This window comes from Leisingera coralii (assembly GCF_049056525.1).
Taxonomy (GTDB): Bacteria; Pseudomonadota; Alphaproteobacteria; order Rhodobacterales; family Rhodobacteraceae; genus Leisingera; species Leisingera coralii.
In genome coordinates this window covers 47,234-59,355 of sequence record NZ_JBHUPT010000034.1, presented here as the reverse complement: position 1 = coordinate 59,355, position 12,122 = coordinate 47,234, and the positions used below count along the sequence as shown (strand labels likewise).

At 64.2% G+C, this 12,122-nt stretch carries 12 protein-coding genes; 1 reads left to right on the top strand and 11 read right to left on the bottom strand.

The genetic code is table 11. The features are described 5' to 3' along the window. Window positions 1-153: 153 nt before the first annotated feature. Together ctrA and sciP are read right to left on the bottom strand one after the other, a co-directional pair. Window positions 154-873 carry a response regulator transcription factor CtrA gene (gene ctrA / locus ACFMBG_RS12705; protein WP_008556381.1) on the bottom strand — a complete coding sequence of 240 codons (720 nt, stop codon included), beginning with the start codon at window positions 871-873 and terminating at the stop codon, window positions 154-156. A 117-nt stretch (window positions 874-990) separates the two neighbouring features. Continuing rightward, a complete protein-coding gene (gene sciP, locus ACFMBG_RS12700; RefSeq protein WP_008557698.1) occupies window positions 991-1,278 on the bottom strand; it encodes a CtrA inhibitor SciP in 288 nt (95 codons plus the stop codon). Window positions 1,279-1,426: 148 nt separating this feature from the next. On the opposite strand from sciP, the gene mnmA reads away from it, so the two are divergent. Further along, window positions 1,427-2,572, top strand: coding sequence for a tRNA 2-thiouridine(34) synthase MnmA (gene mnmA / locus ACFMBG_RS12695; RefSeq protein ID WP_421055068.1), 1,146 nt, complete (start codon window positions 1,427-1,429; stop codon window positions 2,570-2,572). Between the two features lie 321 nt (window positions 2,573-2,893). Here the strand turns inward: mnmA and lpxB are convergent, their stop codons facing one another. The 9 genes from lpxB to dxr form a co-directional block, all read right to left on the bottom strand. Beyond that, the gene (gene lpxB / locus ACFMBG_RS12690; RefSeq protein ID WP_421055189.1) at window positions 2,894-4,060 is read right to left on the bottom strand and encodes a lipid-A-disaccharide synthase; all 1,167 of its coding nucleotides are present in this window, start codon (window positions 4,058-4,060) and stop codon (window positions 2,894-2,896) included. Continuing rightward, complete coding sequence (locus ACFMBG_RS12685; protein ID WP_421055067.1) at window positions 4,057-4,845, bottom strand: LpxI family protein; 789 nt, start codon at window positions 4,843-4,845, stop codon at window positions 4,057-4,059. Before ACFMBG_RS12685 ends, lpxB begins: the two co-directional genes overlap by 4 nt. 4 nt (window positions 4,846-4,849) lie before the next feature. Beyond that, entirely contained in the window at window positions 4,850-5,635 is a 786-nt protein-coding gene (lpxA, locus tag ACFMBG_RS12680) for an acyl-ACP--UDP-N-acetylglucosamine O-acyltransferase (protein ID WP_421055066.1), read from the bottom strand. A gap of 2 nt (window positions 5,636-5,637) precedes the next feature. Then, a complete protein-coding gene (gene fabZ / locus ACFMBG_RS12675; protein WP_421055065.1) occupies window positions 5,638-6,105 on the bottom strand; it encodes a 3-hydroxyacyl-ACP dehydratase FabZ in 468 nt (155 codons plus the stop codon). 75 nt (window positions 6,106-6,180) lie between these two features. Then, the gene (locus tag ACFMBG_RS12670; RefSeq protein WP_421055064.1) at window positions 6,181-6,795 is read right to left on the bottom strand and encodes an OmpH/Skp family outer membrane protein; all 615 of its coding nucleotides are present in this window, start codon (window positions 6,793-6,795) and stop codon (window positions 6,181-6,183) included. Between the two features lie 4 nt (window positions 6,796-6,799). Beyond that, window positions 6,800-9,193 (bottom strand): outer membrane protein assembly factor BamA, encoded by a 2,394-nt coding sequence (gene bamA, locus ACFMBG_RS12665; RefSeq protein WP_421055063.1) that lies wholly within the window; start codon window positions 9,191-9,193, stop codon window positions 6,800-6,802. 126 nt (window positions 9,194-9,319) lie between these two features. Beyond that, the gene (locus ACFMBG_RS12660; RefSeq protein WP_421055062.1) at window positions 9,320-9,445 is read right to left on the bottom strand and encodes a hypothetical protein; all 126 of its coding nucleotides are present in this window, start codon (window positions 9,443-9,445) and stop codon (window positions 9,320-9,322) included. Window positions 9,446-9,584: 139 nt separating this feature from the next. Continuing rightward, on the bottom strand, window positions 9,585-10,934 hold the full coding sequence (gene rseP / locus ACFMBG_RS12655; RefSeq protein WP_421055061.1) for an RIP metalloprotease RseP: 1,350 nt from the start codon (window positions 10,932-10,934) through the stop codon (window positions 9,585-9,587). A 4-nt stretch (window positions 10,935-10,938) separates the two neighbouring features. Beyond that, a complete protein-coding gene (dxr, locus tag ACFMBG_RS12650) occupies window positions 10,939-12,111 on the bottom strand; it encodes a 1-deoxy-D-xylulose-5-phosphate reductoisomerase (protein WP_421055060.1) in 1,173 nt (390 codons plus the stop codon). Between the last annotated feature and the right edge of the window lie 11 nt (window positions 12,112-12,122).

Below are 12,122 nucleotides of genomic sequence, written 5' to 3'. Positions count from 1 at the left end.
GTTCTCACCCTTGGTGATAGGACGCCGCGCGCGCCGCGTCCAGCGCCTCTGTCCGTGCAGACCACGCCGCCGGCAGAAATGAAAAAGACCCGCCAAGCGGCAGGCCTTTACAACTGGCAGCACATGTTACGTACCGCCTGGATCCTCACTCTTTCAGGCGCCGACCGCCATCCGCTGGCCGCCGGACATATGGTCCTCCTGCGGATCGCGCAGAACATAGCCACGGCCCCAGACGGTTTCGATATAGTTTTCGCCGCCGGTCGCATTGCTGAGTTTCTTGCGCAACTTGCAGATGAAAACGTCGATGATCTTCAGTTCCGGTTCATCCATACCGCCATAAAGATGGTTGAGGAACATCTCCTTGGTCAGGGTGGTGCCCTTGCGCAAGCTCAGCAGTTCCAGCATCTGGTATTCCTTGCCGGTCAGATGCACAGCCTTGCCGTCGGCCTCAACCGTCTTGGCATCCAGGTTGACCGAGATCTTGCCGGTCTTGATGATCGACTGCGAATGGCCCTTGGAACGGCGGATGATCGCATGGATCCGCGCCACCAGCTCCTCGCGGTGGAAAGGCTTGGTCAGGTAGTCATCCGCACCAAAGCCGAACCCCTTGATTTTGTTGTCGGTATCATCGGCACCGGACAGGATCAGAATGGGGGTTTCGATGCGGGACATGCGCAGCTGGCGCAGCACCTCATGGCCGTTCATATCCGGCAGCCCCAGATCCAGCAGGATCAGGTCGTAGTCGTAGAGTTTGGCCAGATCGATCCCTTCCTCGCCCAGATCCGTCGAATAGACGTTCAGGTTGGCGTGGGTCAGCATCAGCTCGATGCTTTTCGCTGTGGTCGGGTCATCCTCAACCAAAAGAATGCGCATATTTTATTCTCCGCCTGTACACTGTTTCCCTCAGGTCTTGTTAACCTTGGTGGAAAAAAGTTAATGCCCCGTTACCATGATGGTTAATTTACGAATGCAACTCAAGGGCGGCCCAAGTTATTTTGCGTCCGGGTTGCGGAATTTCTTCAGCCGTGTGGTTTTCAGCGCCTCTTCTCCGTGGTCGGCCACGGCGGCAACCCAGCTGCGGAATTCCTCCTCGCTGAGGCCGTAGCGGCGCATCGCCTCGGTCTGCGGCAGCAGCCCGTACAGCACGCCGCGCACAACCGCAGCCTTGCGCGAGGCCACCCAGCGCTTGGTGGTTTCCGGCGGCAGATCCGCCCGGGTCATGATGGTTCCGTCCGGCAGGGTGACTGCCCGCGGGCCGTCGACTTTCTTCAAAAACATCCGTCTTCCCTTTGAAGATCTTACTCGTTGGGGTCCGCCAAAAGAATTTCCGATCAGGCTTAACGGCGCGTGAACCACACCCCTTGAGAGTCGTTAGGATTTTCCTATATTCTGCGGCGCCTGCCCCCTTGCCTTCAGGAGCTGCCCCATGGCGCTGGACCACAACACCACCTTGAACTCGCTCGGCTTTGCCAAACCGCCCTCGGAAACCCGGGTGGTGGTCGCCATGTCCGGCGGCGTCGACAGCTCTGTTGTTGCAGCATACTTGGCCGATCAGGGCTATGACGTGGTCGGCGTGACGCTGCAGCTGTATGATCATGGCGCGGCGCTGGCCAAGAAGGGCGCCTGCTGCGCGGGGATCGATATCCATGACGCGCGCCGGGTGGCAGAGGAGCGCGGCTTCCCGCATTACGTTCTGGATTATGAGAACATTTTTAAGGATGCGGTGATCGACGAGTTCGCCGACAGCTATCTGGCGGGCGCAACCCCGGTGCCCTGCATCCGCTGCAACGAGCGGGTGAAGTTCAAGGACCTGCTGGAAACCGCCAAGGACCTGGAGGCCGACTGCATGGCCACCGGCCACTACATCCAGCGCAAGATGGGGCCGAACGGGCCGGAGCTGCACTCCGCCGAGGATGCCAACCGCGACCAGAGCTATTTCCTGTTTTCGACCACGCCGGAGCAGCTGGACTTCCTGCGCTTCCCGCTGGGCCATCTGCCCTCCAAGGACGCCACCCGCGAAATGGCGGCCCAGTACGGGCTGGCGGTGGCGGACAAGCCCGACAGCCAGGACATCTGCTTTGTGCCCAACGGCAACTATGCCAGCGTGATCGAGAAACTGCGTCCCGGCGCGGCGGAGCCGGGTGAGATCGTGCATGCCGACGGCCGGGTGCTGGGCAGCCACGAGGGGGTCATCCACTACACCATCGGCCAGCGCCGCGGCCTTGGCATCGGCGGGCTGTCCGAGCCGCTTTATGTGGTGAAGCTCGACGTGGACAAGAAGCAGGTGGTTGTCGGCCCCAAGGAGCTGCTGGCGACCCGCACCATCCCGGTGCGCGAGATCAACTGGCTGGGCGATGAGCCCTTCACCAGCCGGGACGAATGGCATCTGAAGGTCAAGGTCCGCTCCACCCGCCCCCCGCGCGAGGCGATCATCCGGCCGCTCAGCGACACCACCGCGGAAGTGGAGCTGCTGACCCCGGAAGAGGGCGTCTCCCCCGGCCAGGCCTGCGTGTTCTACGCCAACGAAGGCTCCCGCATCTACGGCGGCGGCTGGATCTGGCGCGGCTACTGATCCCCTCCCCGCCGGGTCAAGGGAGTGAGCAAGCTTCCTGGAAACGTTCCGGGGGAACGTTTCGCTTGAGAACGGGCGGAGCCCAAGCCTCCGCGCGGCACGCGCGGCTTGCCCTTGACGCGGCATATCTGTCCAAAATGGACTGCGCGCCTGAGGGCAGACCTGCCCTTAGGCGCTTCTCAGTAAAAAATTTCCGGCATTTGTACTATTGCCAGCCGCCCGCGTTCTGTGACTGCGAGGCGGCACGCACCGCGCGGGCGCGCAGCGCCCGCGCCACCAGAAGCCGCGCGGCGGAGGCTTTGCATCCGGCGCGCTTCCTGCTTATCTCCCGGGCAGCCGGTCGAGAACGGCCCGCGCGGCCCGCAGCCCCGGGGCCTCTCCGCCCTGCCCCAGGCGTTGCATGGTCAGCTTCATCGCTTCCAGCTGAGCCCCCGGGCCGGCTGCCAAAGCCTCAAGGCTTGCAGCGATCTTTTCAGGCGTGCAGTCCGGCCCCAAACATTCCGGCACCACGCGGGTATCACTGACCAGATTGACAAGCGTCACCGTGTCGATCAGCGCCATGCGCTTCATGATCTGCCAGGTCAGCCATTGAAACTTGTAGGCGATCACCATCGGAGTGGCTGCCGCTGCCAGCTCCAGCGAGACCGTGCCAGAGGCCGCAAGCGCCAGATCCGCGGCGGCAAAGGCGGCGCGTTTGTGCGCCTTGGCGGTGGCAGCCTCAAACCGGTTCGGGTCGACCAGTACCGAGCCCGCGGGCCAGTTTCGCAAAGCGTCCTGCACCAGCCCGGCCACCGGCGCGGCGGCGGGCACGACGATCCGGTACTGCGGGTGCGCCGCGGTGAAGCGCTGCAGCGCGCCGCCGAAATCCGGCGCCAGCCGCGCAACTTCGGACCGACGCGAGCCGGGCAGCGCCAGCACAAACGGCGACTCGCCCAGATCGAATTCTTCCCGGAATGCAGCGATCTCCGCACCGGTGGCCTGCGGCTCAGCAACCACCGGGTGGCCGACAAAGTCACAGGCCATGCCTGCCGCCTCCATATAGGGCGGTTCAAACGGCAGCAGCGCCAGCACATGGTCGATCACTTCCGCCATTCTCCCGGCCCGCTTGGGCCGCCAGGCCCAGACCGAGGGCGCCACATAGTGGACGGTGCGGATGCGGCTTTGTTCTTTGACCAGCCGCGCCACGCGAAGGGAGAAATCCGGGCTGTCGATGGTGATCAGCACATCCGGGCGGGTGTCCAGCACCGCCTCTGCCGTTTCCCGGATCCGGCGCTTCAGATGGCGGTACTTGGGCAGCACCTCCGCCAGCCCCATCACCGACAGCTCGTCCATCGGAAAGCGCGAGACCAGCCCCTGCTCCGCCATCAGCGCGCCGCCGATGCCATCGAAGCTGACACCCGGTGCCAGCTGTTTCAGCCCCGCCATCAGCGCCCCGCCCAGCCGGTCGCCCGAAGGCTCCCCAGCCAGGATGAACACCCGCAGGCTCACGGCCGTCGCAGCCACAGGAACAGGCCCAGCCGGTCACAGGCCGCAATCACCGCATCCTGATCCAAAACGATCACGCCGCCCGCCTCCAGAACGATACCGGAGAGGCCCGCCTTGGCCGCAGCCTCAACCGTTTCCACTCCGATCGCAGGCAGATCTGCCCGCCGGTCCTGCGCCGGTTTCGGCGCTTTGAACAGCAAACCGCCCTGCCCGTCCGGGCGCTGCGCCAGCGCGGACAGCATCCAGTCGGTGCCAAAGACGTTCTCCACCGCGATGGCCTGCCGCTTGCGCACGGCACAGGACTGGCCGATGTCGGCGGCGGACATGGCGGCGACGATCTCCGCACCGCGCTCCGCATCCGCCTTGTCCAGCTCGCCCGGCTGGACCTTGGTCGGCACGCCCGCGGCCATCAGCAGGTCCGGGGCAACCTCATGGGCTGCCCGCACGGCAAAACCCGCCTGCTCAAAGATCCCGATGATCGCCCGCAAGGCACCGTCATCACCCGCGGCCAGCGCCCCCTGCAGCACCGGCACCAGCGGCAGGGTCGCCGCATCAATGGCCGAGGGGTCGATATTCGGCCGCTGCACCGCGCCTGCCATGCAGATCTCCGTAACCTCCGCAGCCTTCAGCCGTTCAAGAAAGGAGCCCAGCTGTTCGAACCGGAAGGTGATCTCTGGGTCGACCGCATCGGGTTCCGACCCGGCCATCGCGCAGATCAGCGGACGGCCCGGAGCACGCACCGCTACTTCGGCCGGCAAGCCGCCGGTGCCTGCAATCAAAGCCAGCATGGCATCAGCCTCCCGGAGTCAGGAAGGAGCGGTCGCTTTCGCCGGTGATGAAGGCAACGATCTCCTGCACGTATTCGCTGTCGGTCTCATCCCCCAGCCGCTTGGCGCGCTCCTGGAAGGTGCCTTCGCCCTGGGCCAGCATCTGGAAGGCCGCGCGCAAAGCGGTGATGTCGCTGCGCGCCACACCGCGGCGCTTGAGGCCGACCAGGTTCAGCCCGTCCAGCTCGCCGCGCTGCGCCTGCACCAGGCCATAGGGAATCACATCGTTGGTCACCATGGTGACAGCGCCGATGATTGCGCCCTTGCCGATCCGCACCCACTGGTGAATCCCCGACAGGCCGCCGATGATGACGTCATCCTCCAGCACGCAATGGCCGGCCACCGCGGCAGAGTTCACCACGATCACCCGGTCGCCGACCTGGGCGTCATGGGCGATGTGGCAGCCGGCCATGAACAGGCCGTCGTCGCCAATTTTGGTCAGCCCGCCGCCGCCCTCGGTGCCGGCATTCACCGTCACATGCTCGCGGATGCGGTTGCGCTTGCCGATCACGGTCCGGCACTTCTCGCCCTTGAACTTCAGATCCTGCGGGATCTCACCCAGCACCGCAAAGGGGAAGACAACCGTTTCATCCCCGATCTCGGTATCGCCGGTAACGACAACGTGGGACTTCAGAACAACCCGGTCCCCCAGCACCACCTCGGGGCCAACCACGCAGAACGGGCCGATCTCGCAGTCCTTCCCAAGCTTGGCACCCTTTTCGATCACGGCACTGGGGTGAATCCGGCTCATGTTCATCCGTCCTTCTGCACGTCGACCATGGCCGAGAATTCAGCCTCTGCGGCAACTTCGCCCTCGACGGTGGCGCGGCCGGAGAACTTGAAGATCTTGCCGCCCGGCTTGCCGCGCAAGGTTTCCACATGCATCTCCAGCACATCCCCCGGCACCACCTTGCGACGGAATTTGCACTTGTCGATGTTCATGAAATAGATCAGCAGGTTGGTGTCGACCATATCCATGCCAACCCCCAGCATCACCCCCGCGGTCTGCGCCATCGCCTCGACGATGGTGACGCCCGGCATGATCGGGGTGCCCGGGAAGTGGCCCTGGAAGTGCGGCTCGTTCATGGTGACATTCTTGATGCCGCGCGCCGACTTGTAGCTGTCGATATCAACCACCTTGTCGACCAGCAGGAACGGGTAGCGGTGCGGCAGGATCCGCTGGATCAGGTGAATGTCAGCGCTTTGCAGCTCGGTGGTCATGCTTGGTTTCCCATCTTCGTCAAATGTGCTGCGCCGTCCCTAGCAAGCAGGCGGCGTTTGGGCAAGTTCGCCTGCTCAGCGATCGCCATCCTGTTGCGCCGCGCCGTCGCCCAGCACCGCGTCGATCCGGGCAATTGCCAGGCTGGTGATGTCGGCCGCTTCCGCGCTCAGGAAGACCGAGGAATGGTCGAGGATCGCGCCCGCGCCGGTTTCGCGCAGGATCTGCTGCAGCACCGGCAGCGAGGCGCTGATGAACTCGCGCCGGGCCACTTCGCCCATCTGGGTGATTTCGCGCAGCTTCTGCTCCTGGCGGCGGCGGGTATCCTGCACCTTCTGGTCAAAGGCGTCGGCCAGCGCGCGAAACGCCTCCGGCTCCATCTCGCTGCGGCGTTCCGTCAGCTCCAGCTCCTCGCTGCGCAGTTCGGCCTCGATGCGGCGGTTCTCCGCAGTCAGCACGGCGCCTTCGGCTTCGATTTCCCGCTCGACCCTTTGGCCAAAGGCGCTTTCGGAAAACAGCCGCTCCGGCTGGATGGTGAGGATGCCGCTTTGCGGCAGTCCCAGCTGGTAACCGCGCCCTGGGCCAGGCGCCGGCTGGGCCGGATCCTGGGCATGGGCGGGCGCAGACCCGAAACAGGCCAGCGCTACGGCAAAACCGCGCGCTGCCCAACGGCCGGGAGCCTGCCGCCGCACCAGGTCAGAACCTCGCCTGAAGGGTCAGGTCGAAGTTTTGCTCCTCGTCAAAGTCCTCTTTCTTGAGAGCTTTGGAGAAGTTGAACCGCAGCGGGCCAAAGCCGGTCGTCCACAAGACCGAGAACCCGACTACGTGGCGGAAGGACTGCGCATTGCCAACGATACGATCGGTCGCCAAGGTGTTGACGTTCTGCAATCCCCACAGGCCGCCGACGTCATAGAACAGGCCGCCGCGCAGCCCCAGTTCCTCCGGCAGCCCCAGCGGAAACTCCGCGTCAAACCGCGCAACCGCGTAATAATTGCCGCCCAGGAAGTCATTGTAATTGCCGCCGTTCGGGTTGCCGGACCCCTGATCCCGCGGGCCGATGCCGCCGGGCTCAAAGCCCCGGAGGACAGACGGGGTCAGAACGAAGCGGTCGATCGTGCGGCTGTTTCCGCTGCCTTCCCATTGGAACGCGCCGGCCTCAATGGTGGCCCGGATCGTGACTTCCTCATTCAGAATTTTCCGCTGCGCGACAAGCTTGGTGGTTGCCTTGATATATTCGGAATCACCGCCCAGCCCGGCGTAATCAGCCCCGATTTCCACCAGGAACCCGGCATTCGGGTCAAGGCCGGTCAAACGGCTGTCATACCGGTAGGTGACTCCGAAAGCGCTGGAAGTCTGTTCTCCCTGGGCGATTTCGCTGCGGATGACAGGGCCTGCAAGATTCTGATTGGTGTCATCATCATCAAACAGCATCTTGTCCGCATCCCAAGTGTAGCGGACTTGCAGCGACGAATCCTCGCCCGTGTTGAAGGTCAGCGCCGGGCGGAAGAAGACGCGTTTGGTCTTGTATTCGGAGAAGCTGGAGTCCGTCTCGTTCAGCCCGAGATCCAGATCGAACTTCAGCTCCCGCCCCAGCAGGAACGGTTCGGTGAAGCCCAGGACGTAGGAGTCGGACTCTGTCGCGGTGGCGATATTGAACGACAGCCGCTGGCCGCGGCCCAGAAAGTTGTTTTCGGTCAAACCGACGCTGACACCAAAACCGTCCGTCACCGAGTATGCACCACCCAGGTTCAACGAACCGGTCGGCTGCTCCTCCACATCCACATCGACAATGACCTGGTCGGACGAGCTGCCCTCGCGGGTCTCCACATCGGCATTGGCAAAGAAGCCCAGAGCCCGGATCCGCTCGGCGCTGTTGCGGATCGAGCGCGGGTTGAACGGATCGCCTTCGACAGAGCGGAACTGCTGGCGGATCACCCGGTCCAGAGTGGTGGTGTTGCCTTCGATGTCGATGCGCTCGACAAACACCCGCGGCCCGCGCGTGAGCACAAACTCGATATCCAGGGTCAGGTCCCGGTCATTGCGGGTGACCCGCGGCTCGACCCGCAGGAAATCGATCTCATTGCGGACCGCCAGCCCCTCCATCCGGTCGATCGCGTTCTCGACCAGGGTCGGGGAATAAACCACGCCGGGCCTGATTTTCAGGGTGGAGCTGAACAGGTCAGCGTCGGCTTCCGGCATTTCGCTGGTCACCGAAATGTTGCCGAACCGGAACTGCTGGCCCTCGGTCACGTCCACCACCAGGAACACCGCGTCGCGTTCCTGCGTGACTTCGGCGTTGGCGCTGTTGACCCGGAAATCCACATAGCCGCGCGAAAGGTAGAAATCGCGCAGCACCTGCTTGTCGAACTCCAGCCGGTCTTCGATCAGCGTGTCGGAGCGGATGAAAGTGCGCAGCAGACCGGCCTGTTTGGTTTCCAGCACCCGCCGCAGACGGCGGTCGGAATAAACCCGGTTGCCGGTAAAGGAGACCCGCTCCACCTCGATGGTGTCGCCCTCGGAAATCTCGAACACCAGATCGACGCGGTTGTTGCTGCGGCGGATGATGCGCGGGGTCACGCGGGAGGCCAGGCGGCCTTGAACGCTGTAGGCTTCGGCAATCAGGGCCGCATCACGCTCTGCCTGCGACGGGCTGAAGACCCGGCGCGGTGCGGATTCGATGATGCTGCTCAGCGCGTCATCCTTGAGGCGGCGGTTGCCCTCGAAACTGATCTGGTTGATGGTCGGGAACTCGGTGACCTTGATCACCAGAGTGCTGCCGCGCGGCACGATTTCGACTGTTTCAAATACGCCACTGTCAAGAATGCGCTGATAGGCGTCGTTCAGCTCCCCCGCGCTGACCGTCTGGCCGCGCTCGATGCCGGTATAGGCGATAACGGTGGATGTCTGAATCCGCTGGTTACCCTCGACCTGCACCGAGTTGAAACGGTAGCTTTGCGCCTCGGCCGGCAGCGGCGACAATGCATAACCCAGCGCAACTGCCAGAGAAATGGCAGAAACTTTCCGGTACAAGATATTGATGCCCGACTTGCGCTCACCACAGGACTTGCCTGCGACCTTCCCCCAAACCATTTTTCAGAACCCGATTATTATAGCAGCTTTGGCAAGTGCGTACCGGGTTTGAAAGCGCTTGTCAAAACCATCAAAGCGCATTCTGGCGGCGTCCGGCGCGGCGGGCTTGCGCGCCGGTTGCGGGAATCACAAAGTGGCGAGCCAGGTGCCTGCGATCAGCGCGCCAAGGATGGCGAATCCGGTCAGCGCACGGTCCCAGTTCAGCCGCATCAGCAGGCCCAGGCCACGGTAGGATTGCGAGAGTGTCTGCATCAGTCTTCCCCCAGTTTTCGTCCACCCGTCCGCAGTGCCGCGCACCGGCCGCAACCGCGGATTGATAAAACGTTAACGAGGGAATATGGCAGCAGTTGGGCGGCACCGTGGCCGCCCTTTGACACCCTTGCCTGCCGGATCAGCAGAACAGGTCGTTGCCAATCGCGAACACCATCAGCGACAGCACAATGGCGATGCCAAGCGACATCAGCACCCGCACCGCCCGGTCGCTGGGCGGGCGGCCCGCCACTGCCTCATAGGCGTAGAACATCAGGTGGCCGCCATCCAGCGCAGGCACCGGGAACAGGTTCAGCAGCCCCACCGCCGTGGACAGCACCGCGATGAAGCGGATAAAGCTCTCCGCCCCTTGGCTGGCCATGGCGCCGGAGGTTTCGGCAATGCCGATCGGCCCGGACAGGTTGCAGGTGCTGATGGCGCCGGTGATCATGTGTTTCAGCCCGGAGAGGGAGGTGCCGACCACCGCCCAGACCTGATAGGCGCCCGCCGCCAGCGACTCGCCAAAGCCGGCCGTGTCGGTGGCCGGCTCAAACGCCAGCCCGCCGATGATGCCGATCCGCCAGCGGGTGGCAAAGCCGCCGTCCGGCTGCGGCTCATCCGTGCGCCGCGGCGCCAGCGCCATTTCGACCGTTTCTCCGTCGCGCAGCACATCCAGTACCAGCACCTTGCCGTCCGCGGCCTCGACATGCTCCTTCAGCTGGTCGAAGGACACCAGCGGTGTGCCATCCACCGCGACGATCAAGTCTTCCGGCCGCAGCCCGGCATCCGAGGCCGCGCTGCGCGGCACCACGCCGCGCACATAGGGCGGATACAGATACGGCCCGCTGACGCTGAGCTCAGCCCCGTCGCGGCGCACCTGGTACTCCAGCGGCTGCTGCTGCGGCAACTCCTTGCGGAAATCTTCCCAGGCGCCGGTATCCAGGTAGCTCGGCACCGCCAGGCCGCCCGCGGTAATCAGCTCATCCCCCTGCTGCAGCCCGCTTTCGACACCGTGCAGCGGCGCCAGTTCCCCGACCGTCAGCGGATCGCGCATCACCCCCTGCGACATCGCCACAGCGGCAAAAATGATAGCTGACATCACGAAGTTGAAGACCGGGCCGGCCGCAACGGTTGCGGAACGGGCCCAAAGGGGCGCGCCATGCATAGTCCGGCGCAGGTGCTCCGGATCCTCCGCAGCTGCCTGCATTACCTGCGCATCCTTGCCCGAGGCCGCATCGGCATCGCCCAGGAACTTCACATAGCCGCCAAAGGGCAGCGCCGCGATCTGCCAGCGGGTGCCGTGCCGGTCCACCCGGCTCCACAGCACCGGGCCGAATCCGATCGAGAACACTTCTGCGTGAATCCCGGACCAGCGGCCGACGATGTAGTGGCCGTATTCATGCACGGCCACAATCACCGACAGCGCGATGACAAAGCTGGCGATCATATAAAGAAAACCGCCAAACTGCGGGACAAAAGCAAGTATGTCCAAAGATCTACCCTATGCGTTGTTCTGCGGCCCTGGCGGCCTCTTGACGTGCGAGATGGTCAACCCGGGTCACGTTATCAAGTGTCATTGCGGCATCAATGAGGTCGCTCTCCGCCGCAAAACGCTCCAGCACGGCCTCGGTCACTGCCGCCATATCAGTGAAACGGATGCGGCCGGCGATGAACTCGTCCAGCGCCTGTTCCTTGGCAGCGTTGAAGGCCGCCCCCATCATACCGCCCCGCTCCATCACCTCATAGGCCAGCCGCAGCGCCGGATAGCGGGCGGGGTCCGGGGCGCGGAAATTCAGCTGGCCGATGCGGGCCAGATCCAGCCGCTCCACCGGCAGATGCTGGCGGTCCGGCCAATGCAGCGCATAGCCAATGGCGTGCCGCATGTCCGCTGCCCCCAGATGCGCCATCAGCGCGCCGTCGTTGAATCCGACCATCGCATGAACCAGGGATTCGGGATGCACCAGCACCTCGATCTGATCCGGGCGCACACCGAAGTATTCCCGGGTTTCAATGACTTCCAGCGCCTTGTTGAACATCGACGCGCTATCGATGGTGATCCGCTGCCCCATGTCCCAGTTGGGATGCGAGGATGCCTGCGCAAGGGTCGCCTTGGGCAGGTCCTCCAGCGGCCAGTCCCGGAACGCCCCGCCGGAGGCGGTGATGACGATCCGCTCGACCGCTTCGATGTCTTCGCCCACGAGGCCCTGGAACACCGCCGAATGCTCGCTGTCGACCGGCAGCAGCCGGGCGCCATGCGCCTTTGCGGTGTCCAGCAGCAGCCGGCCGGCACAGACCAGCGATTCCTTGTTGGCCAGGGCCAGGGTGGTGCCGTGTTTCAGCGCCTCCAGCCCCGGGGCCAGACCAGCCGCGCCGACGATGGCCGACATGATCCAATCCGCAGGGCGCGCCGCGGCCTCGACCAAGGCCGCCTGCCCTGCCGCCGCTTCCACGCCGGAGCCAGCCAGCGCAGCCCGCAGGTCCGGCAAGCGGTCCTCATAGGCAGTGACAGCCACCTCCGCCCGCAGCGCAATGGCGTCCTCCGCCAGCCTCGCAATATTGGCACCGCCGGTCAGGGCGACCACGTCATAGGCCTCAGGCGCGCGCCGGATCAGGTCGATGGTGTTCTGGCCAATCGACCCGGTGGCGCCGAAAATCGAAACTTTCCGCATAGTTCTTCCTG